Genomic DNA, 23537 nt, shown 5'->3' with positions numbered 1-23537 from the left:
CGAACCAACGGAAATTCATGGACAAAGGAAGTGTGACAGACCTATAGGCGGTTCTGAACCGGGATGTATTTTCTTTGGTTTTCGCCCACATATATTTGTTTTGGACGAACTTTTGAGAAGTCTCCCTTCACCCTTTGTTCTCTCCAGTGTGCAAGCCAACCTGGAAGTCGACCAATTACTTGCATGACAGAAAACATATTCTTAGGGATTCCCAATGTGTGAAATACGAGGCCGGAGTAGTATTCCAAATTCGGGTAAAGAAGATTCTCCATAAAATAGGAATCGTTCCAAACCACTTCGTCTATTTGAAGGGCAATGTCTTCCACTGCAGATAACTTTCTGCCTTTATAAAATTCGTGAATGATTTCCCGAGCTACTTTGGCACGTGGACTTACCACATCATATGCTTTTTGTCCAAAGCCATTGGTTTGGATGTTTAACCCACCACGTTTGAATCTTTCGAAATAATCTTTAACAGGTGTTTTGGTCTTTACAATGTCTTCAATCAGACCGATGGCTGCCGTTGGACGTCCACCTTCCCGAGCTCCCCATTGTGCCATAATCCCAGCAGAAATTGAGGCGAATAAATTTGCCTGTGTGGAACCAACCACTTGGACTGCAGTGTTGGATACGTTTTGTTCGTGATCTGCATGTAAAATCCACATTTGATTTAAAATGCGATCAAACTCTTCTGGAACCGTATAATTGTCTGCTGGCATTTTATGCATCATATAAAGAAAGTTTGTGCAGTATGGATTTTTATCCAATGGGTATACAAAAGGATGACCCACTGCATGTTTATAAGTAAAAGCAGCAATGGTGCGAATTTTTGCGAGTAACCTTGCAATTAAATCCACCCCCATATCTAACTTTTCTTCATATTCTTCCAAATAATAACTAGAAAGTGAAGTAACCATTACAGATAATACTGCTAATGGGTTGGCAACTCCAGGAAATCCATCAAAGAGATTCAACATATCTTCATGGATCATAGAATGTTTCGAAAGTCGACTTGAGAAATCACCTAACTCCTGCTTTGTGGGAAGATTTCCGTAAATTAATAAAAATGAAGTTTCCACAAACGTGGATTGGTAAGCGAGTTCTTTTAAATCATAACCACGGTAGGTTAGTTCCCCTTTTTCGGGATCACGTCTTGATACTTTAGACAAACCGAGGGCAGTGTTGAATAAACCAGGATCTACAGTAACCAGTCCCGTTTTTCTATAAAAATCGGTTAGGTCGATTCCCTCTTTTCCATCGGTACCAACAATGACCGGTAATTTATATGTTTTGCCTTTGACGTGGAACTCCACTTCACTCATGAAAAGACCTCTCTCCCTCCTATCTTACGGAAGGGAAGTTTGGAATCTAGAATAATTTAGACTTGGGTGAGTGCAGAATTAAGAGAATCGTGGATGAGGACAAAATCAGTAAGACCAACAATATCCATGACTTTTCGAAAGTGAGTATTGAGACCAGCGAACTCAATCTTTCCCTGATTTTCAGAGGATTTGGTAATCAAACTGATGAGTGTTGCGATCCCCGCTGAATTGATGTAAGAAGTCTCTGAAAAGTTCAAAATGACGCGACTGCGTTTGTCGCCCGGAATAGATTCGTAGGATTCAACGATCTCTTCCTCGGCTTCGGATGTGATTTCACCAGATATATGAATTACGGGTAAACTTCCCCCGTTTTCAAATCCCAACCGAATTTTAAACTCTTCCATCATTAGCTTCCAGGGAAATTCACCAAGAACGAGGGTCAACAATAATTAGGATTTCGATTTTCTTTCTTCTTTCGACAATCTGCCAAAGGGTTGTTTGCATTTTCGACAAACAAAGTATACATCTGTCGGTGTAGCTGATATCCCGACAAGTCCCATGGCGATCATTCCCCAAGTGGAATACTTCACAACTTTTCGTGCGTTCTCACTCTCACGAGTGGTCCCACAATCACAAGTGGGGCGATCTGCTTTTTTAATGATTTGGTTCATAAAGACAAGTGTTCGGCTCCGACCCGTAGGCGGAACCGAAAAAGGCAATGATTAATTTTTAGAAAGGTGTTCTACGTATTTTGCAAGGATGCGGATATTATCGTCGCCTAAATGTCCGTAAGCAACCATTGGAGACCCTTTGATTCCTTCTTTCAAAGTTTTAGTCACACCAGCAGCAGTGTTTCCGTTTTTCCATTCAGAAGCTGGGGATTTGTAATTTCTTGGTTTTGGGTTGAGAGCTGCTGCCGCTGCGCCATCACCAGCACCTTTCTCACCGTGGCAAGAAGAGCAGTTTTGAAGGTAAAGTTCTTCCCCTTTTGCAAGATCAGGATCTGCACTTGCGCTAGATTCAACTGCTGCAGGTGTTTCTTCTTTTGGTTTGGAATCGCCACAAGCCACCATCACGAAAGCGAAGGAGAGTGCGAAGAGAGAGACTAAGACTTTTTTTGAGTTCATTTCTTACTCCAAGATAAGGTTGGCTCCAGTCTCTCACCCTTCTTATCTTTTGAAAAGAAGAAATCACTGTTTTTCTAAAAGATTTGAGAGTGCCTTTTCTAAATTTTGAAACTGAAACTCATAACCGGTAGAAAGGAGACGCTCCGGAATCACATACTGTCCTTTGGTCACAACAACTGAACCTTCTCCATAAAGCGCCTGTATGGCGAAGGAAGGAACTTTGAAAAAATTTGGCCGATGTAAGGTTTTAGCTAAAACGATTGAGAATTCATCATTACTTACGGGATGAGGTGATACTAAATTATAAGCTCCAGAAGCCGAATCCAACTGCATTAAGTGCAACATGGCAGAAATAAAATCCAATATATGAATCCAACTCATCCCTTGTTTCCCTGAAGCAATGGAACCACCCACTCCCAATAAAAAAGGAGGAATCATTTTCTCCAACGCTCCCCCCTTTGGAGATAGAACGATTCCAGTTCGCAAAGCCAACGATCGAATTCCCGTTGTTTGCAGAGGAAGGATTTGGTTTTCCCACTCCACACAAAGTTTCGCTAAAAAATCCTCACCGGGATCAGACTTCTCCGTAAAGGGTAAGTGGTAATCTTCTGACATTCCATAATAACCAATCGCACTTGAGTTTACAAAAACTTTGGGTGGTGATTTTAGATCTAAAATGCGAGCCACAAGACCACGAGTAAAATCAATACGAGATGTACGAATCAGTCGCTTGCGTTCTTCAGTCCATCTAACGCCCGCTATCGGCTCACCTACTAAATTAATAATGGCATCGAGTCCTTCCAAGTCAGCTGTTTGCGGAAGGATACAAGAAACAAATTCCAATTCTTGATAGGAAGAAAGTACGGGTGGTAAGGATGGCTTTCTAGAAAATACTCGGAAGCGGTGTCCAAGACCTATTGCTGTTTCAATGAATGAGGTACCAATTAGACCAGTACCACCTAAAATTCCGATTTTCATATGGTCTCCCCAAGATTGAAATGATAAAAAAAGAAGTAGCCCATTTTCTCAGGTTGGAGAAGTTTTTCTTTCATATGAGACCTGCCATAGTTCTTCCGATTTTTTTCGCCATTTCACTTGTTCTCTTCGGGAACTACTATCTATTTTCTGGAACCAAAAAAAACATTAGTCGATACAATGAAAATCCGCCATTCCGCATTGAAGATACAACAGGATCTGGAGGCATCCATCTTCTCTTAGACAAAGATACAAATACCGTTTGGAGAAAGAAACAAAACGGGAAGGAAGATTTTGATTTTTTCTTAGAATTGAAACTCTCTCATTTTTGGGATGGAATAGAGTTTTCTCCTAGACAATTTAAAAATTTGAATGTAATTGCTTGTCCCGGAGAAACATTGCCTACATTTCAAATGCGTTTTTTATTACGGGAAAGTATTAATGTAGATAAAGAACTTAGGATGCCAAAAGACCGACTAGCATTTGTTTACTTGTTTGAGGAAAAAAATAAATCTGTAATCTCGATTTCCCTATCAAAACTTCCCAAATTTCAAAAAGAAAAAAATTATCCAGAAAACATTCATATTCTCACACCTGAATTCAAACTTCTTTCTCAGGAAGGATGTATTGCGGAAGTTGAACTAGAAGAAACGAAGTAAACTTTACAATCAGTAAAATCTATTTTTCAATGAATTTGGTAATTAAGTAAAAAAGACCTTTCAGAAAAATGTTAAAAACATTTTGTCAAAAGGGAAAAGTTTGGATCAAAGATTTTTTGTTTGTTTTTCTATTTCTGCTTTTAGTTCGATGATACTCATATAAAGATTTGCAAAAGTTGTGAGTTGGTTCATCGCATCTTGAAGTCCAGCTTTGAATAAAAGTCCGTTGTCCATATGTTCTCGAAAAATGGTGAGCGGATTTTCCGCCTCCATACTTTCGACTGTTTTTTGGTAAGATTCCATCAGTTCCTTTTTATCATCTAAAGTTTCAGGAACCTTCCAACCATTGGACAACCGACTCATAAAAAAAATTATCTACCTTCGACTTCGAGAAGTTTGGTGGTCTTTACGATGAGACGAGTGACAACATAAAAAACAAATCCAAAGCCAAAAAACCAAGTGTGGAATGGTTTCCAAATTCCAGTAATGTCTACAGTATGAAGTGCTGGTTCTTGATAATATACTTGGATCAAATCAAAAACTGTAAACACAACAATGATTCCAAATAAACTGGGATATTCTCGTTTCCAAATATTACGGAAAGAAAAACTTAAATTTGGTTTTTTATATCCAGAAAGTCTCGGTATAAAAGCAGGAGTTTTGTCCGCCCATTTCAAATAACCTTCCGCAAATTTACCACGTAAGAAGTATTCTTCTGCGAAAATGATTCTTTCGTAATACAAGTAGAAAAACATGATGTATACGAGCGCAAAAGCAAAATCCCTAAGGATAAAAACCGGGCCAAGATACATAAGAAAATTCCCTACATATAACGGGTGTCTGACTAGTGAGTAAATTCCTGATTGGTTCACAACATCTGCCACTTGTTGTTTTGTATTTCTACCAGAAGTATTTTTAGGAGTGTATCCGATCGTAAAACATCTAACAAAAAGTCCTGCAAAACTGACTAAAAATGCACCAGATAACCAATACAAATTGGATTCGTAGTTCCCTCGGAAATAAGGGACGTACGGTAGATACAGTAAGGAAAGAAACAAAATGACTCCTGGGATGTAGGAGCGCCATCGGAAGAGAAAATTGCCTTGTTGGTTGAGTTCTTCTATAAGTGCCATGTGAATTCGTACTTGCTTCCTTTGATTAAGCTGTCAGCATTCGTCCTATGTCAATCAAATCCTTTATCCCTGCAAAGTTCAATCTTCCCGCTTTATGGTTTACGGATCTGACTCTTCCGGTTCTCAACAAAATGCTCTACAATCTTGAATCCATCGAGATATCTGAAACCGACCAAAAGACATTAAAAACCTTTCAAAAAGAACGACTCCTTTATATTTCCAATCATCCCACAACCAAAGAACCTGGAATTGCCTATCATGCAGCAAACATCATGGGTTCAAGGTTTCATTACATGGCAGCAAGAGAGGTCTTCGAATGGGGATTTGGGTTTGTTGGAGACTTCATCCAGTCGATTGGAGCTTACTCTGTGTTAGCTGGTGCACCAGACCGTGAATCCCTTAAAGCTTCAAGAGAAATTCTCGCATCGCCTGGAGGTAAACTTGCCCTATTCCCAGAAGGAGAACCCACCAGCGGAATGAATGATACCCTACTTCCTTTCCAACCGGGAGTGGCCCAACTCGGATTTTGGGGACTCGAAGATGCAAAGAAAAAAGACCCAGATGCTAAGATATGGATTCTGCCCACCTTTGTTAAGTACAGAATGACCGGTTCCATCAGTTCCATGCAAAAAGACATCGATTTAGCGATCACTAAAATGGAAGAAAAATTAGGGATCACAAAAACAGGGAAAGATATCCTCCATAGATTTTTATCGGTGGGGAAACGAATGATTGAAAGGGAAGAAAAAGAATATGGAGTTCCTGTCGAAGAAAGCAGAGCAGATGATTTTGATTACCGATTGGGAAGGATGCGCCATGCCATGCTCGACAATATTGCAAGAAAGGCCAAAATTCCCAAATGGGACGCTGACGCAAATGCCATCGAAAAACTGAGAAGGATTCTTAGTGTACTCGAAATGGTTTCTGTCGGAATGCCCGATCCAAATGGAGAACTCCCAAGCCTAGAAATGGCAACTTGGGCCAAACAAGCGGCCACCAAAGCCTATGATTTTATCACCATCCAAACGGCTTATATCAAAGAATTACCGAGCGCAGAGCGTCTTTATGAGTTTTTATATCGTTATGAAAACGAACTTTTTGGTGAATTTAAACCCCGGCCTCACAAAGCAGTTGTTAGATTTGGAACCCCATTTACGATCAATGAGTATTTAAGTTCCTATAAAGAAGACAAAAAGAAAACACTAGATATCATTACGGAACGTCTAAGAAAGGAGTTAGAAACAATGCTTGTGGAAGAAAAATCAAAATCCAACCCACTCTTCCCTAGCCAATATATTTTTTGATGGAAACCTTTAGTCCAGAACAAACGAAACAATTGGTGGAAACGGGAACACCGATAGAAATGACTGCCTATGGCGCCTCCAAAACACTCGACGAGAATTTGGTCAAAATTTTGAATACAATCACAGAAAAATACGAAATCCCTGACTTATCTGCTATTTTATTTACCATCGTCAAAGACTTAATTCTGAATGGTTTTAAAGCCAATTTCAAAAGACTTTTTTTCCAAGAAAACCAATTGGATATTAACTCTCCCGCCGACTACGAGTTAGGTGTAAGAATGTATAAAAGTCTGATCCTTTCTGGAAGGGGAAATACCTTTGAACCTCTCGCACGGGAAAAAAACTTATACGTTCATTTAAAAATCGAACACAATGAAACCCACATTAAATTTGATGTGAGAAACAATACCACACTTGTACGTGGCGAGATGCAGAAGATTCGAAACTCACTCTTACATGCGCAAAATTATAACGATATCATGGAATACTACATTGAACGAGGTGACAATTCGGAGGGAGAAGGGATTGGAATTGCTCTTTGTGTCATCCTTCTCAAAGGGGAAGGCCTACCCACTGACCAATTTCGAATTTACCATGAAGATGGAGAAACCATCGCCCAACTAAACATCCCACTAAAGAAAGGCTAGCCCAAAGAACGAACTCCCACAATTTGGATTTATGGGTTCTGTTACTGTCCTTGCGAATGATTCTATTCCTAAAGTCCTTTCTGATATCGTTGCCAATGAAACCAATCATGCACTTTGGTTGAACACTCTTTCTCTCTTGGAACATCTTGGTTCGAGAAAAATCCTCGTCACCCAATCCAGCGAAGAAACCTCTGAGATGATTTTAAAACATGCCACCGAAGAAGCAAGGCATGCCCTCTTTTTTAAAAAAGCAGCCCGCACCATAAAGCCCAGTTTCCAATTGGGATACCAAAACTCCGCACTTGTTCGGGGAACAGCGGCAAGAATTTATTTCGCAAAACTGGACACGCTTGTGCGCCGTAGCCTACGCAAAGTTTTTCCAGACCAAAAACAATTTACGTACCTTGCCTATTTGTACACCACTACCGTCATTGAAAAACGGGCCATGGTCGTCTATGCAGCGTATGACGAGATTTTGAACCAGACAGGATCTCCCATCCGCCTAACCAACCTGATTTTGGAAGAAGAAGGCCATCTTTCCGATATGAGCTCCGAAATGTTCCGACTCGACCCAAGTGCCAAGGAACGATTGGCTGCTCTCGAGGCAGAGGAAGCGAAGATTTTTGCCCGATTTTGGCTCCAAATCCGTGAATTCTCATTGAATTAAAAAAGGCTTGCGGAAAAAATCCGAGCCTGGTTTTCTTCAACCATCTTCATGCGACATAATACTATTATTGGATCTTTGAGAAAATGGGATTAGAAGTCTTTTTATTACCTTTTTTGGCCAGTGTTGCAGTGACCATTGGGCTTCGTCGTTTGGACAAATCGAACACCAAACTTTCCCAACTCAAACGTTATGCGTCCAAATTGACCGATGAAATTGATGGTGTCGCTCTCCAAAAGATCCAATTGGTGAAAGATGCGGGCATTGACCTCGACATCCTCGTCAAACAATCTCGTAAAGTTGCCGAAGACATCCAATCTTTAAGTTCAGAATCTCGCGACCTATTCGAAAAAATCCGCGCAAGCAAAGATTACCTCTCTTCTTTGTCAGGAGAGATGGAACAAATCCAAGATTTGAGTTCGCAAGTCCGTCGTGAAAAACAATATATGGAAGAAGGACTTTCTCAGATTAATACCCACAAACGAGAGTTACGTGAAGTGTCCGAAGATATGGAAGCCCTTCATAATGAATCCATCTCTATGTTGGATACTTTCCAAAACAAACTCAATCATAGAAGCGATGAGATTTTACAATCTGTCGCACAAAAGATGGTGGAACTAGAAAGCCTTCTTGAAACCAAATCAGATTTTTTAGACAACTCACTTTCTAAAATTGCAGAAACGGCTCGCGAAAAACTTTTATCCCATGCCGATGTGATGGTGGGTGAAACTGCAGGACGCCTTGACCATGCTCGTAAAGAAATGGATTTACTCCTAGAGTCCATGAAGTATGCACAAGGTGACTTAGATGTTCGCCTCACAAAATTTGAAGATACCTCTTCCCTACTCTCCGATAAAGTCGATAAGTTTGATGAAAGGTTAGAAGAAAAATACCAACGCGCTTCAGGTAAGTTAGAAGAGAAAGTAAACTTACTCGAGAAAAAAATCCAAGAACGTTTTGATTCCATCTTTGATCAAGTCACTCATACCAAAGATTCTTTTATGAAGGGTCTCGTTCAAGAGACAGATGCCATCAAACGAGAAATTGAAGACTTGTCCCTCGAAACACTTTCGAAACGTGATGACATCATCAATGAAACCAGAAGACAAGCGGATGGAATCAACCAAACCATCATCCAATTCCAAGAAAAATATTTGGAAGCGGAAAACAAACTCCTCCGCCAAGCAGACATTCGCAAACAAGAACTCATTCGGGAAATAGAAGCCTTCTCCGAAGAATTCCACCGCATTTCGGAAGATCTAAAAGAAGAAGCAAGTTCTCTCAAAAAAAGTGCACTCCAAGAACTCAAAGATTTTGATCGTGAGTTGGATTCTGTACGCACAAACCAAGAGACAGTCATAAAAACTTCTCTGTTCGACTTAAGAAAAGAACTCGAAGAAAGAATGAATTCTGATTTCAAACTTCAAAAGAATGAAATGGAATCGGATCTAGAGATAGTCCAATCACAAATCAAAAACTTAAGCGAATCGATCACATCACAAACCAAAGATGTTGATGAATATGTAGAAGAGTTAAAATCAGCCCTTCGTGAATCCGCTCATGAAATCCTAGAAACGGCAGAAGAAAAAGCCAAAGAATCCGAAGAAATTGTTACGGAAAAAATCCGAATTGCCAATGCCAACTTAGAACAATTTGTCAGCAAATGGGAAGACGAACTTGGCAAAATTCGTGAAGACCAAAACTACAGCATCGAAAGGCTCCAAGACCGACTCAAAGAAATTCATATAGAAGGTGCCGATCTTCTTGGTGAATTCCAAAACCAATTCCAAAAAGCAAAATCCAATTTGGAAATGGCCGCAGAGTCCAAAACCAAAGAAAGTATCTCTCGTTTGGAAGAAGAAGGAAAACTCGCAAGGAGCGAAGTCGAACGAATTCTCAAACATCTAGAAGAATCTGGTGAATCCTTTTTCAACTTACAAGAAGAGAAAATGGACAGACTCAATGAAACCATTGATTCCAAAATCTCCCACCAATTGACAAAACTTTTAGATAAAGGAAATGTTCAACTAAGCCAACTCGAAGAAAAAATCTCAAATCATCTAAATACTGTTAAACGTAACTTAGATGAAAGTATCAAACGTTCCAAAGACGAATCTAGAAAACAAATAGAAACATACCAAAAAGATTATGAAAAATCTTTCAAAGAAATTGCAAAAGAAAGCCAAGACTTCTTGAAAGAAAGTTTGGATCGTTTCCAAGACTTAAAATATGAGATTAAAAATGGATTGGATGACCTTAACGAAACTAAAGAAGAAACACTTTCTAGTTTCCAATCCGAAATGGAAACATTAAAGGAAGACATCTTAACTTTATCCAGTGAACTGGAAACGGTCAAAGAACATTCTGATTTATTTGCTTCCGCCAAACAGATTGCAGAAGAGTCCAACCGTGCAGTAGAAGAAATCTCTGAAGCACTCCGTTCGCTTGAAAAAAACCGACCGGACATTGACCTTTACCAATCTGCCATTTCTGAATTTTCGGAACTTAGAAAAGAAATCGCAAACGAATTAGAAAATCTAAAGGAAGCTCAGTTCCAAACCGAAGACATCGACAAACAAGTACAAATCCTTGCCTCAAACCTTGTCCATGTTTCCGAAACTATGGAAGGATTTGAACAAAGTCTAACAGAAGTAAGCTCAATTGAAACTCGAGTGACCAAACTCACAACCGAACAATCGAAAATTGAATCCTTCCTTTCTTCCTTACAAGAATCTCAGGATTCTGTTTTCACCTTGGTGGAAAACTTGGAAGGCCAAAAACACAATGCACGGGAACTCCAAGCCCGCCTCGACATCCTCGACCGAGAAATCGAAGTGGTGGAAGCGCGTGAAAAAGAACTCACCGAAACCATTCGGCAAGCAGAAAACAGAACCTCCTTCCTTGTGGAACGAGAAGCACAGATTGATTCTGTAGAACGTAAGTTTGACAAAATCGAAGAGTTGCTAGGTGATCTTTCCGACCGCCATCGCCAAATCCTCACCCTCCAAAAACGGTTGGAAGACCTGAAAGAATCTTCCCGCGAAACCAAGGACGATTTGGAATCCCTCCTCGGAGAGGCAGACGAAACCTTCGAAAAACTCTCTGAATTCTTGGACATTGTCCAAGGGGCCATGCAGAGTCCCGTTCCAGCAGGAAAATCCGACCGGAAAGTTTCGGGAAATCCCCTTGTCGAGAGAAAAAGAGCCACCATCCAAAGCCTCCACGACAACTACCAATGGTCTTCCGAGGCAATTAGTGAAAAATTAAATATTGAAAAATCCCTCGTAGATAGCATCCTCGGAGTTAGAAAGAAATAACCGAGGTATCCATGTCCGAAGAACAAACAGAAACAACGTCGAAGGAATCCCTAATTGTCACTTCTAAAGTGAAAGCTTACATCAAAAGTAAGGGATTTATGACTTCTGGAGACGCGATCGAGGGAATCAACGAAGAAATTTACCGTCTCATTGACAAAGCTCTGGAAAGAACCTCTGCAAACAAAAGAACAACGGTTCGGTCCACAGATTTCTAATCCGTGATTTACATTAAAAACAAATCTGAAATTGAAACGATGAGGAAAGCGGGAAAATTTGCCGCTGAACTCCTCGTGTATCTAGAACCCTTTGTCAAGGCAGGAGTGACTACCCTCGAACTAAACGATTTGGCCGAAGCCTATACCAAAAAACATGGCCACCGCTCCGCACCTCTCGGATACAAAGGGTTTCCTAAGTCCATCTGCTCCTCCATCAATCATGTCGTTTGCCATGGAATTCCCAAAAAAGAAGATGTCCTCGCCAATGGAGACATTGTCAATCTAGATGTATCTCCCATTGTAGATGGATACATTGGTGATACTTCCAAAACATTTATCGTGGGTGGAAAATCCACGCAAGAAGCAGAAAAACTGGTAGCAGATACCGAAAAAGCCATGTGGATCGGAATCGAACAAGTGAAACCGGGGAATCGGATTGATGATATTGGAAATGCCATTGATGACTTTCTCACCCCACTTGGGTATGGGATTGTTCGCGACCTAATGGGTCACGGTGTGGGAAGAAATTTCCACGAGGAACCACAAGTCCCTCACTTTCGCTCTCCACGCAAACTAGCAAAAATTGAAGCAGGAATGATTTTTACAGTCGAACCCATGGTCAATTTAGGAACCTGGGAAGTCAATTTCGACAAATCCGACAAATGGACCGTACGTACAAAAGACGGAAAACTCTCTGCCCAATTTGAGCATACCGTACTTGTCACAGACAAAGGGTACGAAATTCTAACAAAAGTTTGAAGAAATCGTTCTTGCTTTCACATCCAATTTGTCGTCTAATTTCAAAAGAGGATTTTTTTATGAAACTTGCTATCACTCTGTTCAGCCTTTTCGTCATCACATCAGCATCTTTTGCCATTTGCCCAGGAAAAGAAAAACGTTCCTGCCCTGGCCATGACAAACTGGTTGAGTGCCCTCACGACGGAAAATAGGTCTCATGAACAAAGCCATTCTCTTCGTTGATGACGAACAAATCATTCTGATGAGTCTGAAGTCTCAGCTCAAAAAACATTTTGGAAACGAGTATCGTTACGAAACTGCCCAAAATACAGAAGAGGCGTGGTCTATCATCGAAGAATTGGCCGAAGAAGGAATTGATATCCTCATCATCATTTCGGATTGGCTCATGCCCAACCAAAGAGGGGATGAGTTTCTTAGGGATGTCCACAAAACCTATCCAGGGATTAAGAAAATAATTATTTCCGGTCATATCGATGAGCTTTCTCTCAATAAATTGCGAGGGGAAATTGATCTACATAGTTTTTTAAACAAACCTTGGTCTGAATCGGATTTAATCAAAAAAGTAGAAGACGCCATTGCAAAGATTGCCTAGGTTTTCCTAGGAAACCTCCGCATATGTCTCAATCAATCATTCAAAACACTATCGAAGACTTGGAAACGTTACGTTTAAAGTCACCTCTCGTTCATAATATTACAAACTACGTAGTCATGAATAATACGGCCAATGCACTTCTTGCCATTGGTGCCTCTCCCATTATGGCTCATGCCATTGAAGAAGTGGAAGAAATGGTTACAATTTGTTCGGCAACTGTCATCAATATTGGAACTTTATCGGAACCATGGATCAAAAGTATGGAAAAGGCAGCATCAAAAGCTGTATCTCTTAACAAACCTCTCATTCTTGATCCAGTAGGAGCAGGAGCGAGTAACTTGCGTAATATGGCAATTCGCCGAATACTCGGAGCAGGAAGTCCAAGTATCGTTCGCGGGAATGCTTCTGAAATTCTATCCACTCTCAATTCTTCTGGAAAAACGAAAGGAGTGGATGCGACTGATTCTTCTGAGTCAGCAGTGGATTCAGGAAAGTCTCTTTCCAAAGTCACAGGTGGAGTGGTTGTCATCTCTGGGGCCACTGATTATATTTTAAGTGGAACTGATAAAGCCCAAGTGAGAAATGGAGATCCACTCATGACAAAGGTGACAGGACTTGGTTGTACAGCCTCTGCCATTTGTGGTGCCTTTGCCGCCATCCAAACCAACCAATTTCGTGCTGCCACTTCTGCCATGGCTGTGATGGGAATTGCAGGGGAAATGGCAAAATCCAAAACAAATTCTCCAGGAAGTTTTCAAATCGCATTTTTGGATGCCCTCTATGAAATCGGAGAAGACACCATTAAACAAAGATTAAATGGAGAATAAAATCAATGGGGTTTATTTGGTAACAGATAGACCCTTATGTTTACACTATCATTTAGCGGAAGTTGTGAGACTTGCTGCTCTTGGTGGAGTTTCCCTTGTCCAACTGAGGGAAAAAGAAGCCGATAGCCGGACATTTTTAGAACTCGCAAAAAATTTAAAAGAAATCCTCTCTCCCTTCTCTATTCCCCTACTCATCAACGATCGTTTGGATATTTGTTTGGCAGCAGGTGCAGACGGTGTCCATCTGGGACAATCTGATTTACCTTGGTGGGAAGCTCGTCGAATTTTAGGAAACGATGCCCTCATTGGTTTATCCTTAGAAACAAAAGAAGACTTCATTTCCCTCATTCAGAGGAACACAAATCCTCCACTCAATTATCTTGCGGTTTCTCCCGTTTTTGACACGGATACCAAAACCAATACCAAACCATCTTGGGGACTCCAAGGCTTAAAATGGTTACGATCCCAAACAAAGTTACCCATTGTTGCCATTGGCGGGATTAAAGAATCCAATGCCAAAGCAGTACTGGAAGCTGGTGCCGATTCGCTTGCAGTTGTGAGTGCAATTTGTTCGGCAAAAGATCCGAAACTCGCAACGGAAACTCTATCGGCAAAGTTTCATTTTTAGGATTCTCTTTGTTTTAAGTTTCGGTTCCAAATTTCAAAACCAATCCTCTCGATCGGTGAGTCTTTAAAATAAGAATCAAACTCTTCCTTGGTGAGTGATGTTTTTTCTATAAAATTGGGATTGGTCCAAAAGGGTCTCGGTAAAAAATCGGGCTCTGTGGTTTCGACTTCGTTTCGTTTGGCAACATTGGCATTCCAGGGACAAACTTCTTGACAAAGATCACATCCATAAACCCAACCCTTTCGATCCCATTGTAAAAAAGTATCTGTAGCTTCCGTATCCGTACGGTCTTCAATGGTTAAATAAGAAATACACTTTCTTGCATCGATTTTATATTCTTCCAATGCACCAGTCGGACAAACATCCAAACATTTGCGACAACTTCCACAATGGTCTGTGATGATTTCAGTAGGATCTGGACCACCTAATTCTAAATCGGTGAGAATGGTCGAAAGAAAAAAATAAGATCCTAGTTTTGGATGGATGAGGTTGGTATTTTTTCCCTGCCAGGCAATTCCAGATTCCTTTGTGAGAATTTTTTCCGCTACGGGCAAACTATCTACCGATTGGCGAAATTTATGATTTGGAAACTGCTCTTTTAGAATTTTTAATATCCGATTTCCTTTTTTCTTTAAAATGATATGATAATCAGAACCTAACGCATAACGAGAAACTTTTGATTGCATTTGAGAAACAATTTTTTCACCCTCATTTGATCTATAAATAAACCCAAGGCAAATTGCAGAACGAGGGACTAGGCCCAAATTTTCAAAACGATTTCGAATCCCAACAGCATGGTCTTTGGCAAACCAATCCATATTCCCAAATCTATTTTCCAAAATCCACTGGTCCAAATGTTCCAAATCAGATTGGGGAATCTTTGCTTCGGTAAATCCTACCAAAGAAAATCCTTCTTTCTCACAAATGGTTTTAATTTGAGAACGAATCTGATAGATTGGATTTGTCATGAGTGATGCGGAGAACGAAGTATATCTTACTGAAATACAAGGCCAGTTGCCAAGCCATTTGTATGTCCATGTTCCAAAACTAATTTCCTTATTTCCGCAAATAGAAGCAATCGTGAACCTTCCCAAGGGGCTTCCTGAACTTTTACGGAAGGGCATTTATTTTGCCCTAATCCAATCTGTGGTTAGGCTTCTGGAACGAAACACGGACCCTCTCCTTCCAGAAATCCTACCTGAATATCGCGAGCTCATTCGTTCCGTTTCTGAAACCTATTCGGTTCTCAGTCCAGAAGTCGAATCCAATTGGTTAGATGAATGCATTCAATACGGGGATAAATCGGCTTACCACTGGGAATGGAAACATTTTGATTCCAGAGAATTGTTTTGATCTACAAACGTTCTTTCTCTAAAGATTTCAAAAAATCAAATGGAATTGGTTTTTTGGATTTTTCCCTATAATCAAAATAAACCTGAACAGTTTTTGCTGAGACATAAAGTTCATTGGTTTTTGTATCTCGGATGGAATAGGAAAATTCCCAAGAAGTTGTGCCGATAGAGGAAACCCAAGTTTCTACAAAAATGGAAGCTCCTGGAAGAACAGACGATTTTAAATCCATTTCGACACGGGCCAGAACAAAAGGAATGTCTTCAAGTTCCGAAACCTGTAGGTATCTATTGCAAAAATCTAACCTTGCTAACTCTAAATAGGTCGAATAACTAGAGTTATTGACCCTTCGCATTGGGTCCATATCATTAAATCGAATTTGAATTTCCGTTCGAATCATAGCGAATTATTCAAATGAATCAATTTGAATTTATCTGTCATCTCTATGTTTCAATTTTATATTGAATCATCACAGAACGTAACAACTTTCTTAGTTCAGGACTTTTCCCAAAACATGGTTCCAGATAGTTTTTTTTAATTTTATTTTTGGAAATTCCTATGGATACCAAATACTTTTCGACACTTTGGATTCTTTCTTTTACCAATCTTCGATTTGTTGCCAAATTCCCCGATGCATCTGCAGAACCCGTTAGAGATATTGATCCTATTTGGGATAGGATGGAAGGATTCAAATGTTCTCTTAACCAATCCATGGATTGTTTCTCCAAATAAGAAAGTCCCGCACCAAATAGAACAGAAAATTCCATCGTCTGAGATTCCATAACATTTGTATTTTTTTCTGTGATTAGGCTTTTTTCTTTGCATACAGCAATTGCAGAGTTCTTAGTTTTTGAACTTTTCTTCCAAAACCAAACAAGAATAAACCCTATTCCGACTAACACTAAAAAAACAAAAGCCATCATGACTTTAGACTCACCTCAATTTCTGGGAAATTTAATTCAAACGAGTAGACAAATGAAATCACTTTAGTAGAATAACGAGTTATGATGAGTATGCGAAAACTAATACTAATGTATTCAATGCTGATGGGTTTGGCATTTGGCTGTAAACCTGCTGAACTTTCGAACACTTGTGATGTGAAGTCAAAGGATTTTTTTTATGCATCTTTGATTCGCTACGTCTCGGGTGACAGATCTCCTTCTTGTCTCCCTTCCTTTGCCTTCCAAGATCTTTGGGGAGTGTTCGTACCAAACTCTGGTATTGCCCCCACTGTTTATTCCCTCTCCAGTTATAATGACCAAATCATCCTTGGTGGAGATTTCAAGTATGTTGCCCCTTCCACAGGAAATGTTGTCTATTTAGAGACAGGAAACGGAAAGGTGATTCCCAATCGTTATTGCCCTTACTTAAAAGTAGTGGGGACTACCGGTATCGCCATCTCTGATGGAAATGGTGGCTTTTATATTGGCGGTGAATTCTTTGCTGTCCAAGGTGTAGAAAGGTTTAGTGTAGCCCATATCCTTCCTGGTTGCCAATTGGATCGTAACTTCAATGTACCGAATGACAATAATAAAAGTATTTATGCCTTATTGCTTGCGGGAGATTCCCTCTATGTAGGTGGATATTATACTGACGATAATAGTGGTTATCTGGTTCGCGTGAATCGATACACTGGTGCCCTGGACAATTCGTTTACCCCCAATCCGGATCTACTAGTTTCCGATTTTGAAACCGATGGAGACTCTCTCTATGTTTGTGGTGAATTTACAAATATCGGTGGTTATGCGAAAAGAGCCCTGGCTAAATTTTCGCTCGCAACAGGTTTAATCGTCTCTTCATTCAGTACAAACATAAACGGTGGCACTTGCCTCGATTTGTATTACGGAACCGATGCCAATGGAAGTCCGAATATCTATGCCGTTGGAGATTTGACAACCCCAACATTTAGTAGAGCCATTTCTTTCTTTCCCGATGGAACTTTAACCTCTTGGAATCCTAATCCCAACGCCAAGGTCAACTCCATCCAACAGTACTTCAATACGATCTATTTAGGTGGCGATTTTACCACCATCAATGGTGGAACTTCCGCTCCCAATTTAGTCTCTGTCAATAATAGTACGGGTACTGCAATCAGTACAAATTTTGGTATCAGTCTACCTGTCGCAACCCTACAAATCATTGAAAATACACTATACTTAACCGGAGATTTTACCCAAGTAAAATCCATTCCGAGAAACTATGCTGCGGCCCTTTCTTTGCCCGATGAATCAGTTACGGCCTTTGATCCGTCTTATGATGGAAGTATAAGCAATCCTGGTTCGGGGATTGTATCGGCAGGAAATGGAGTGGTTCTTTTCACTTCCAGTCGATCGACAGTCAATGTTGTACCAAGAAATAATTTTGCTGTTTTGGATGAGTATACAGGAGCTGCCATTGCAGGTACTCCTGACTTTGATTTTACAATTAAATCTCTCCAGCGAGTAGGAAATCGTTTATTTGTGGGAGGATCCTTCACACTCATCGGAGGCCAATCAAGAAACCGGTTTGCCATTTTGGAATTGCCCTCTTACCAAGTAAGCCCAACCAATATTATCTTATCGGGAAGCCCTGACGTAAGGACCATGGCGAATGACGAATCCCAACTCTATGTTGGAGGGAATGGTCTGGCCAATGTCAACGGAGTTCCAAGAAACGGTGCTTTCGCTCTTAACTTAAATGACCTCTCTGTCACCAACTGGAATCCCAATTTAAACGGAAGTGGGGAAACCTTCCTTGTTGTCCAAGACTCGGTTTTCTTAGGGGGATTGTATAACGGAATCAATGCAGATGGTGTCACCAACAACTACCAAGCAGTGGATAAAGTAACAGGTCTTAAAAAAAATATCCCTTCGGCAACTAGTTTTCCAAGTAGTGGAGTTTACGCTCAAACCTTAGTAGGATCAAAAATTTTTCTTGGTGGGCAATTCACAACCATCGGGGGAACAGGTTATAATAATATTGCAGTTTATAATTTAGCTACACAATCTTACGAACAACCTAACCCAGTCTATGCGGATAATATTGTTTACCATCTCGCATCTTATTCTGATGGAAATGTTCTCATTGGAGGATCTTTTGCTGCGTTAAATAGTGTCACTAGCAACTATTCCTTTGGAGTCTTTAATAGTAACACAAATACGTTATCTCCTTGGAATAGCAAAATCAATGATGTCGTTTATACATCTTTGTATAAAAATGGAAGATACTACCTAGGTGGTGCGTTTTCCATAGCCCTTGGGAAGAGTAATGGTGGACTTGTTGCAACTTATTTAAACGAATAAAAGATTTACTTTTATTTTTGTTTTTTAAACTTTCGTTTCAAAATTCTCTGCAAGGCATCTTCACCTTTTTTAGCACCAAGAAGGACTGTTTTATATAATTTTGTCCGAATGGTTGTGGTAAGTTTGACTGGTAAAGGTGCATCGGGAGCCACAGTAATGATCTTTACTCCGCGAGGAGGTTTCACCACAATTTCTCGTGCAATGTTAAAATGGAAATGATGGAGTTTACGCATTAACTTACGAATGGTTCGGTGTTTTGGAAACGCAAGTAAACTTGTGAGACGCGTGAGCGGACCCGATATATGTCGAATTGGTGAATTCATAATCACCACAATTTCTTTATAACCAGCTTCGATGATATCTTGAATTGGAAGTGGATTCAAAATCGCAGCATCTGAATATAACTTTCCATCTAACCAATGTTTTCCGCGAGTTGCAATCGGTAACGAAGTTGCTGCTTTTAATAAATCAAAAACGTTCGAAGAAGTGGCTTTGATGTACTCAATTGAATGAGTATGGAGATTACTTACTGCAATGGCAAAATGAGGAACATTTTTACGATCTAAAGTTTCTGATTCCAATCGGACTTTTTTACGGAAGATAAAATCGATTAAGTATTCTTGATTGAGTAAAGTTTTACCTTGAAAGGGATGCAAAAATGAAATAAGTTTTCTTCCCGATAAGTCTCTGTACCAAACGGCCAACGCTTTTTCGCTTTTGACAGGTTCTTCTTTCGGCATTGATACATAATAGGCAGCCGCACAAGCGCCGGAGGAAACGCCAACCACCAAATCAAAGTAATTCGGTCGTAAGAACCTGTTCCAAGCATACAAAACTCCGCCAGAAAATGCTCCTTTCATCCCTCCCCCTTCGACCAGTAAGGCTCGTTTCGCCCCTTTTGCCTTGGGAAGTTTGGATTGGTTAGGAGATTTACTAGAAAATTCTTTCGACACCATAATGTCAGAGTCCTTCAACCCAGTTTCGGTTGCAAAAAACTATTCTAAAAAAGAGCGAGAAATCTAACTTTAGGGGAATCGCCAAACATTGACATCCGATCGAAAGCAAATTTCAAATTTTGGGAAAAAATATTTCCTTCATACAATAAATTTCACTACATAAGCAATTGAATAATAGTATGCTCGGCATTAAAACTTTGGAGACAAACGTAAACGGAATCCTTGTCAAAGGATCTCTCCAGTTGAATTCCAAGGGAGCCTACCAACTTGATTTGATTTGTCCTTATGTGGGACCAATGTTCACCTTTTCTTTTCCCAAGGTATACCATGGACTTTGGGATGGGCATGTCTCCGAAATCGATGGGTTTGCGACAAGCCACCTCCGTACACTCTTTCACAAATGCGAAAATATAAAAAAGGAAGTTCCAAAGTTTGAACGCGAACTCAAAGAGTTTTGGTTGGAGTTAGAAACGATTTCAGTACTTTCCCCATTAGAGTGGAATGAAAAATGTACATTCCTTAAAAAGGCCTTACAAGATGGTTACATGGATGCTGACATATACGAAAAAACTCTGAATGATCTAACCATCATGATGGAAAAAAAATATTTTGAACGTGAGAAACGTTGCGAAGCATTTTTACTTCAGTACCTTCCCGAGTATTCACACTTACAAAATTATTTTTCATGGATTCGTTTCTGTTATGAATTAACAGAAAAAAAACACCTGCTCTTACTTTAAACTTTCCTTTTTCTTGCCAAAGATACGAGTCTCATCTTTACTTTCCATAGGAACGGAAATTTATTTCCGAAAATCCTAATATGAAACTCGGAATTTAGCTATGCGACCAATGGATCAAATCACAGGGAAAGAGCAAAAGCACCATGTGATCTTACACTATCTCATGAATCAAGAAATGAAATCAAATTGGAATGGGCAAACCCAAACCATGACCGTCACACAGGAATTACCTGGTGGAGAAGAGATTGTTGTTGATTGGTCTGAAGTTTGGCCGCTCACCCAAGGTTCAACCTTTATCCTTTCTAAACTTTTGGCACGATACTTAGAACTTCATTGCACTTTTGTAAAACAACTTTCGCCACATAAAATCCAAATTCATGTAGATAAAGTTCTCATTGCAAAAAAGGAAAGATTAAATCCACGTTTTACAATTACAGAAGAAGGACTTGTCAACGTAACGAATATCGTCAGTTCCAAAACCATTATTGAAGCCAATATGTTTAATATACCGACTCTTGTGCGAGTAAACTTTGAAGACTATCGCAAACGGATGGTGGTTAGATCCGGTGAACCAGGAACGATGGATATTTTCAAATCAGGATTAGAACGAAAGTTTGACGTTGTAAAATCAAGTCACAAAATTCTTTTTATCAAAGATGCAACAAATGCGGATAGTTATCGTTTCGATGCAGAAGGTTTTATCAATTATGAAGATGAAATTGAAGAACAAGTTGAAAAACTCGCAATGGTTGCTAGAGATAAAAAAATAAAATCCGAACTCATTCTACCCATTCTTTATAAAAACGAATTAGAAGAAATCATTCCCATTGGATATTACTGGTTACAAACAAAAGATAAATTTATCACCGATGAAGATTTGATTTTTTACCAAACACAAATTTCAGAGATGATCGAAAGGATCAAAGATGCCAATCTAATGACCACAGTCGAAAAATTTCCTGTTTTGGATCTGTCTGCCACTGGATTAAAACTTCGAATTGCAAATAGTAGTTTGGTGGAGACACTTCCCAAACAAAAAGGAATTTTGTTAGAACTGGTTTTTAAACTTCAAACTCCATTTCGTTTTTTTGGTAAAATTGCATGGGCAAAAAAAGAAGATTCCGGAGACTTACTTGTGGGTGTGGAATTCTCCGGAAAACGAACCTATGCTGAAAAAGTTCGCTTCGAAGAGAATATCGAAATCATTAAAAATAATGGGAAATCCGCAGCCTAAATCCTTGTTAGCGGGTTTCCAATTTGATTGTTTTCGTAATTTTGGGAATTTCGTAAGCACAGATATAATACAACATTTTTAAATCAATGTAATCATAGGCCCGGGCTAAATCCTTTTGCCAAAGAGTATCAATTTTGTCCCAAGGCAAACTTGGGTATTTTTGCTTTTCTGACTGAGGGATCTTTAAGGATTCTGTTTGAATGTAACGAAGCATTTCTTCAGCAAAAAAACTATCATGATCCCCCTCCTTAAATTCTTGGATTTGGTTTCTGAATAGAAAGGATTCCAGTTCCCTACAATAGAAAATAAACTCGTGAAACATTTGGTTATTCTAAAATAGGATTCACTTAAGAACAGTTTTTTTCATTGGCAAAGAAATCCAAATCTTGGAACCTTTCACTACGTATGAAGACCTGCATCCGAACCGTCTTATTTTTCCTTTTAACTTTGGTACCTCCCATCCAATCAGCAGAGAAGGACTTCCAAATCATCGATCTTGTTGTGGGAAAAGGAGAGGAAGCTTTTTCTGGATCCTATGTCACAGTTCACTATGTAGGAAGATTGACTAACGGAACTAAGTTCGACAGTTCTCGTGATCGAAACCGACCTTTTGAATTCAACTTGGGAGCCGGAGAAGTTGTAAAAGGTTGGGACAAAGGGGTCAAAGGCATGCGAGTCGGTGGCAAACGCAAACTCATCATCCCACCGGAACTTGGTTATGGAAGTAAGAAAGTAGGAAACATTCCACCAGATTCCACTCTAATTTTTGAAGTAGAACTTTTAAAGATCTATTAAGCTTATATCATCGGACTTGTACGCATAAAAAGGACAAAGCAACTCTGTCATGAACTTCTTGACAACATTAAGAATCATTCTAATTTGTTTTGACTATGCCGGTTCCAAACTTTCGCACTTTTTCCATCCTCCTGCTCATCGGTTTTTCTTTGTCGCTTTGCAAACCTAAATCAGATTCCGACGAAGAAACCTTGCTTTTGTTAGCTGCTGCTGCGACAAAAATTTGTGCAAACGCTGCATTCACTGGAACCACTGTTGTCAACTCTACTGCGACATTGGATACAAACACAGATTGTATCACAGGAATGACTTCTTCTATGTCAGCTGATTTACCAGCTTGGATACGAAATAACTTTAAGTGCTCAGTAGGATCTGTTTCTGGTTCTAATTATGTATTCCGGTCACAAAACATTCCCAATAATAAGAGTTTTTATTTTGGAAGTTCCTCTCCAATGTATGAAGCACTGGCTGGTGGACAAAAATCCGCTGGAAACAACCAAATTGCATCTCAGTGTTTGGTTTATACCATCCCTAGTTCTCCTGCCGCAAAGTCAGGAACTCTTGTGGGAACTCAAAGCGGTTATGCTTCTGTAGGGATTACTGTGAATGGCCTTGCCATCTTCAACAATGCAGCGGCACCAGGAGACACACTCGCAACGGAAGCGCAAACCTTTGATAAATTCAACGGACACCCACAAAGTTCTGGAGTTTACCACCACCATTCGCAACCCCTCAATGTAACAAATAACAATGCAAATTTGATTGGCGTATTGATCGATGGATTTCCTGTTTATGGTTTACATTGTGATAATAACACCGCTTCCACTGCTGATGACAATGTTCCAGGAACTGTCGGTCCGCCACTAGATACAAATCATGGTCACACTGCTGCAACTCTACTTTTCCCAGGCGGAATCTATCATTACCACTATGCGAATGATGCTACTGCAGGAATTAACACCTTGATCGGTTCCAACTTCCACGGAACCCCGGGGACAGTTTCCAATTAACA

The 23537-nt window shown here is 39.9% G+C and carries 29 protein-coding genes; 17 read left to right on the top strand and 12 right to left on the bottom strand.

Annotated features, from left to right (window positions below; genetic code table 11):
- Positions 1–41 precede the first annotated feature (41 nt).
- The 5 genes from CLV96_RS18325 to CLV96_RS18305 form a co-directional block, all read right to left on the bottom strand.
- Positions 42–1322 (bottom strand): citrate/2-methylcitrate synthase, encoded by a 1281-nt coding sequence (locus tag CLV96_RS18325; protein WP_004787703.1) that lies wholly within the window; start codon positions 1320–1322, stop codon positions 42–44.
- 56 nt (positions 1323–1378) lie between these two features.
- Positions 1379–1729 carry an STAS domain-containing protein gene (locus tag CLV96_RS18320; RefSeq protein ID WP_035983354.1) on the bottom strand — a complete coding sequence of 117 codons (351 nt, stop codon included), beginning with the start codon at positions 1727–1729 and terminating at the stop codon, positions 1379–1381.
- Between the two features lie 42 nt (positions 1730–1771).
- Positions 1772–1993, bottom strand: coding sequence for a hypothetical protein (locus CLV96_RS18315; protein WP_004786941.1), 222 nt, complete (start codon positions 1991–1993; stop codon positions 1772–1774).
- Between the two features lie 51 nt (positions 1994–2044).
- The gene (locus tag CLV96_RS18310) at positions 2045–2449 is read right to left on the bottom strand and encodes a c-type cytochrome (RefSeq protein ID WP_004787200.1); all 405 of its coding nucleotides are present in this window, start codon (positions 2447–2449) and stop codon (positions 2045–2047) included.
- Between the two features lie 63 nt (positions 2450–2512).
- Positions 2513–3427 carry a TIGR01777 family oxidoreductase gene (locus CLV96_RS18305; RefSeq protein ID WP_004786459.1) on the bottom strand — a complete coding sequence of 305 codons (915 nt, stop codon included), beginning with the start codon at positions 3425–3427 and terminating at the stop codon, positions 2513–2515.
- 74 nt (positions 3428–3501) lie between these two features.
- Between CLV96_RS18305 and CLV96_RS18300 the strand changes: the two genes are divergently transcribed.
- The gene (locus tag CLV96_RS18300; RefSeq protein WP_020776514.1) at positions 3502–4083 is read left to right on the top strand and encodes a hypothetical protein; all 582 of its coding nucleotides are present in this window, start codon (positions 3502–3504) and stop codon (positions 4081–4083) included.
- A gap of 105 nt (positions 4084–4188) precedes the next feature.
- On the opposite strand, the gene CLV96_RS18295 is transcribed toward CLV96_RS18300, so the two are convergent.
- A complete protein-coding gene (locus tag CLV96_RS18295) occupies positions 4189–4446 on the bottom strand; it encodes a hypothetical protein (protein WP_004784118.1) in 258 nt (85 codons plus the stop codon).
- An 8-nt stretch (positions 4447–4454) separates the two neighbouring features.
- The gene (gene lmtA, locus CLV96_RS18290) at positions 4455–5216 is read right to left on the bottom strand and encodes a lipid A Kdo2 1-phosphate O-methyltransferase (RefSeq protein ID WP_004787475.1); all 762 of its coding nucleotides are present in this window, start codon (positions 5214–5216) and stop codon (positions 4455–4457) included.
- Positions 5217–5263: 47 nt separating this feature from the next.
- Here lmtA and CLV96_RS18285 point away from each other — a divergent pair, with 47 nt between their 5' ends.
- From CLV96_RS18285 to thiE, 10 genes are all read left to right on the top strand, one after another.
- Positions 5264–6520, top strand: coding sequence for a 1-acyl-sn-glycerol-3-phosphate acyltransferase (locus CLV96_RS18285; RefSeq protein ID WP_004786687.1), 1257 nt, complete (start codon positions 5264–5266; stop codon positions 6518–6520).
- Positions 6520–7167, top strand: a complete 648-nt coding sequence (locus tag CLV96_RS18280) for a hypothetical protein (RefSeq protein ID WP_004784724.1) — start codon at positions 6520–6522, stop codon at positions 7165–7167. Before CLV96_RS18285 ends, CLV96_RS18280 begins: the two co-directional genes overlap by 1 nt.
- 31 nt (positions 7168–7198) lie before the next feature.
- A complete protein-coding gene (locus CLV96_RS18275; protein ID WP_004785866.1) occupies positions 7199–7834 on the top strand; it encodes a hypothetical protein in 636 nt (211 codons plus the stop codon).
- 83 nt (positions 7835–7917) lie between these two features.
- Positions 7918–11148 (top strand): SpiroCoCo family coiled-coil protein, encoded by a 3231-nt coding sequence (locus CLV96_RS18270; RefSeq protein ID WP_004786383.1) that lies wholly within the window; start codon positions 7918–7920, stop codon positions 11146–11148.
- 11 nt (positions 11149–11159) lie between these two features.
- Complete coding sequence (locus CLV96_RS18265) at positions 11160–11363, top strand: hypothetical protein (protein ID WP_004787626.1); 204 nt, start codon at positions 11160–11162, stop codon at positions 11361–11363.
- A 3-nt stretch (positions 11364–11366) separates the two neighbouring features.
- The gene (gene map / locus CLV96_RS18260) at positions 11367–12122 is read left to right on the top strand and encodes a type I methionyl aminopeptidase (RefSeq protein ID WP_004785279.1); all 756 of its coding nucleotides are present in this window, start codon (positions 11367–11369) and stop codon (positions 12120–12122) included.
- Between the two features lie 59 nt (positions 12123–12181).
- Positions 12182–12313: a hypothetical protein gene (locus tag CLV96_RS20100; RefSeq protein ID WP_004784224.1), complete on the top strand. Its 132-nt coding sequence runs from the start codon at positions 12182–12184 to the stop codon at positions 12311–12313.
- 5 nt (positions 12314–12318) lie between these two features.
- Positions 12319–12714 carry a response regulator gene (locus CLV96_RS18255; RefSeq protein WP_004786699.1) on the top strand — a complete coding sequence of 132 codons (396 nt, stop codon included), beginning with the start codon at positions 12319–12321 and terminating at the stop codon, positions 12712–12714.
- Between the two features lie 23 nt (positions 12715–12737).
- Positions 12738–13541, top strand: a complete 804-nt coding sequence (gene thiM, locus CLV96_RS18250) for a hydroxyethylthiazole kinase (protein ID WP_004786104.1) — start codon at positions 12738–12740, stop codon at positions 13539–13541.
- Positions 13531–14169 (top strand): thiamine phosphate synthase, encoded by a 639-nt coding sequence (gene thiE / locus CLV96_RS18245; protein ID WP_004785087.1) that lies wholly within the window; start codon positions 13531–13533, stop codon positions 14167–14169. Before thiM ends, thiE begins: the two co-directional genes overlap by 11 nt.
- Here the strand turns inward: thiE and queG are convergent.
- On the bottom strand, positions 14166–15137 hold the full coding sequence (gene queG, locus CLV96_RS18240; protein ID WP_004785872.1) for a tRNA epoxyqueuosine(34) reductase QueG: 972 nt from the start codon (positions 15135–15137) through the stop codon (positions 14166–14168). The two genes, thiE and queG, sit on opposite strands and share 4 nt — an antisense overlap.
- Here queG and CLV96_RS18235 point away from each other — a divergent pair.
- Positions 15136–15522, top strand: coding sequence for an LIC_11502 family protein (locus CLV96_RS18235; RefSeq protein WP_004787463.1), 387 nt, complete (start codon positions 15136–15138; stop codon positions 15520–15522). The two genes, queG and CLV96_RS18235, sit on opposite strands and share 2 nt — an antisense overlap.
- A gap of 1 nt (position 15523) precedes the next feature.
- Here the strand turns inward: CLV96_RS18235 and CLV96_RS18230 are convergent, their stop codons facing one another.
- Both CLV96_RS18230 and CLV96_RS18225 read right to left on the bottom strand, forming a co-directional pair.
- Entirely contained in the window at positions 15524–15919 is a 396-nt protein-coding gene (locus CLV96_RS18230) for an acyl-CoA thioesterase (RefSeq protein WP_004786505.1), read from the bottom strand.
- Positions 15920–15962: 43 nt separating this feature from the next.
- Positions 15963–16442, bottom strand: coding sequence for an OmpA family protein (locus CLV96_RS18225; RefSeq protein WP_004786358.1), 480 nt, complete (start codon positions 16440–16442; stop codon positions 15963–15965).
- A gap of 90 nt (positions 16443–16532) precedes the next feature.
- Here CLV96_RS18225 and CLV96_RS18220 point away from each other — a divergent pair, with 90 nt between their 5' ends.
- Entirely contained in the window at positions 16533–18800 is a 2268-nt protein-coding gene (locus CLV96_RS18220; RefSeq protein ID WP_420813730.1) for a hypothetical protein, read from the top strand.
- Positions 18801–18811: 11 nt separating this feature from the next.
- Here the strand turns inward: CLV96_RS18220 and CLV96_RS18215 are convergent, their stop codons facing one another.
- Positions 18812–19756 (bottom strand): patatin-like phospholipase family protein, encoded by a 945-nt coding sequence (locus CLV96_RS18215; protein WP_004785127.1) that lies wholly within the window; start codon positions 19754–19756, stop codon positions 18812–18814.
- Between the two features lie 179 nt (positions 19757–19935).
- Between CLV96_RS18215 and CLV96_RS18210 the strand changes: the two genes are divergently transcribed.
- Both CLV96_RS18210 and CLV96_RS18205 read left to right on the top strand, forming a co-directional pair.
- Positions 19936–20496 (top strand): hypothetical protein, encoded by a 561-nt coding sequence (locus CLV96_RS18210; protein WP_004786006.1) that lies wholly within the window; start codon positions 19936–19938, stop codon positions 20494–20496.
- A gap of 109 nt (positions 20497–20605) precedes the next feature.
- Positions 20606–21730: a DUF1577 domain-containing protein gene (locus CLV96_RS18205; protein WP_243836546.1), complete on the top strand. Its 1125-nt coding sequence runs from the start codon at positions 20606–20608 to the stop codon at positions 21728–21730.
- A gap of 7 nt (positions 21731–21737) precedes the next feature.
- Here the strand turns inward: CLV96_RS18205 and CLV96_RS18200 are convergent, their stop codons facing one another.
- Positions 21738–22052 (bottom strand): ribonuclease HepT family protein, encoded by a 315-nt coding sequence (locus CLV96_RS18200; protein ID WP_004786513.1) that lies wholly within the window; start codon positions 22050–22052, stop codon positions 21738–21740.
- 83 nt (positions 22053–22135) lie between these two features.
- Between CLV96_RS18200 and CLV96_RS18195 the strand changes: the two genes are divergently transcribed.
- Positions 22136–22525: an FKBP-type peptidyl-prolyl cis-trans isomerase gene (locus tag CLV96_RS18195; protein ID WP_004787443.1), complete on the top strand. Its 390-nt coding sequence runs from the start codon at positions 22136–22138 to the stop codon at positions 22523–22525.
- A gap of 95 nt (positions 22526–22620) precedes the next feature.
- Complete coding sequence (locus CLV96_RS18190; protein WP_004784128.1) at positions 22621–23535, top strand: YHYH protein; 915 nt, start codon at positions 22621–22623, stop codon at positions 23533–23535.
- The last annotated feature ends 2 nt before the right edge of the window (positions 23536–23537 follow it).

The organism is Leptospira meyeri, assembly GCF_004368965.1.
Lineage (GTDB): Bacteria > Spirochaetota > Leptospiria > Leptospirales > Leptospiraceae > Leptospira_A > Leptospira_A meyeri.
This window is presented reverse-complemented; position numbering and strand designations above follow the sequence as displayed.

Bases quoted from the DNA above. Each gene is read 5' to 3' on its own strand.
- CLV96_RS18325 (WP_004787703.1), bottom strand. From the start codon at position 1,322: ATGAGTGAAGTGGAGTTCCACGTCAAAGGCAAAACATATAAATTACCG.
- CLV96_RS18320 (WP_035983354.1), bottom strand. From the start codon at position 1,729: ATGATGGAAGAGTTTAAAATTCGGTTGGGATTTGAAAACGGGGGAAGT.
- CLV96_RS18315 (WP_004786941.1), bottom strand. From the start codon at position 1,993: ATGAACCAAATCATTAAAAAAGCAGATCGCCCCACTTGTGATTGTGGG.
- CLV96_RS18310 (WP_004787200.1), bottom strand. From the start codon at position 2,449: ATGAACTCAAAAAAAGTCTTAGTCTCTCTCTTCGCACTCTCCTTCGCT.
- CLV96_RS18305 (WP_004786459.1), bottom strand. From the start codon at position 3,427: ATGAAAATCGGAATTTTAGGTGGTACTGGTCTAATTGGTACCTCATTC.
- CLV96_RS18300 (WP_020776514.1), top strand. From the start codon at position 3,502: ATGAGACCTGCCATAGTTCTTCCGATTTTTTTCGCCATTTCACTTGTT.
- CLV96_RS18295 (WP_004784118.1), bottom strand. From the start codon at position 4,446: ATGAGTCGGTTGTCCAATGGTTGGAAGGTTCCTGAAACTTTAGATGAT.
- lmtA (WP_004787475.1), bottom strand. From the start codon at position 5,216: ATGGCACTTATAGAAGAACTCAACCAACAAGGCAATTTTCTCTTCCGA.
- CLV96_RS18285 (WP_004786687.1), top strand. From the start codon at position 5,264: ATGTCAATCAAATCCTTTATCCCTGCAAAGTTCAATCTTCCCGCTTTA.
- CLV96_RS18280 (WP_004784724.1), top strand. From the start codon at position 6,520: ATGGAAACCTTTAGTCCAGAACAAACGAAACAATTGGTGGAAACGGGA.
- CLV96_RS18275 (WP_004785866.1), top strand. From the start codon at position 7,199: ATGGGTTCTGTTACTGTCCTTGCGAATGATTCTATTCCTAAAGTCCTT.
- CLV96_RS18270 (WP_004786383.1), top strand. From the start codon at position 7,918: ATGGGATTAGAAGTCTTTTTATTACCTTTTTTGGCCAGTGTTGCAGTG.
- CLV96_RS18265 (WP_004787626.1), top strand. From the start codon at position 11,160: ATGTCCGAAGAACAAACAGAAACAACGTCGAAGGAATCCCTAATTGTC.
- CLV96_RS20100 (WP_004784224.1), top strand. From the start codon at position 12,182: ATGAAACTTGCTATCACTCTGTTCAGCCTTTTCGTCATCACATCAGCA.
- CLV96_RS18255 (WP_004786699.1), top strand. From the start codon at position 12,319: ATGAACAAAGCCATTCTCTTCGTTGATGACGAACAAATCATTCTGATG.
- thiM (WP_004786104.1), top strand. From the start codon at position 12,738: ATGTCTCAATCAATCATTCAAAACACTATCGAAGACTTGGAAACGTTA.
- thiE (WP_004785087.1), top strand. From the start codon at position 13,531: ATGGAGAATAAAATCAATGGGGTTTATTTGGTAACAGATAGACCCTTA.
- CLV96_RS18235 (WP_004787463.1), top strand. From the start codon at position 15,136: ATGAGTGATGCGGAGAACGAAGTATATCTTACTGAAATACAAGGCCAG.
- queG (WP_004785872.1), bottom strand. From the start codon at position 15,137: ATGACAAATCCAATCTATCAGATTCGTTCTCAAATTAAAACCATTTGT.
- CLV96_RS18230 (WP_004786505.1), bottom strand. From the start codon at position 15,919: ATGATTCGAACGGAAATTCAAATTCGATTTAATGATATGGACCCAATG.
- CLV96_RS18225 (WP_004786358.1), bottom strand. From the start codon at position 16,442: ATGATGGCTTTTGTTTTTTTAGTGTTAGTCGGAATAGGGTTTATTCTT.
- CLV96_RS18220 (WP_420813730.1), top strand. From the start codon at position 16,533: ATGCGAAAACTAATACTAATGTATTCAATGCTGATGGGTTTGGCATTT.
- CLV96_RS18215 (WP_004785127.1), bottom strand. From the start codon at position 19,756: ATGGTGTCGAAAGAATTTTCTAGTAAATCTCCTAACCAATCCAAACTT.
- CLV96_RS18210 (WP_004786006.1), top strand. From the start codon at position 19,936: ATGCTCGGCATTAAAACTTTGGAGACAAACGTAAACGGAATCCTTGTC.
- CLV96_RS18205 (WP_243836546.1), top strand. From the start codon at position 20,606: ATGGATCAAATCACAGGGAAAGAGCAAAAGCACCATGTGATCTTACAC.
- CLV96_RS18200 (WP_004786513.1), bottom strand. From the start codon at position 22,052: ATGTTTCACGAGTTTATTTTCTATTGTAGGGAACTGGAATCCTTTCTA.
- CLV96_RS18195 (WP_004787443.1), top strand. From the start codon at position 22,136: ATGAAGACCTGCATCCGAACCGTCTTATTTTTCCTTTTAACTTTGGTA.
- CLV96_RS18190 (WP_004784128.1), top strand. From the start codon at position 22,621: ATGCCGGTTCCAAACTTTCGCACTTTTTCCATCCTCCTGCTCATCGGT.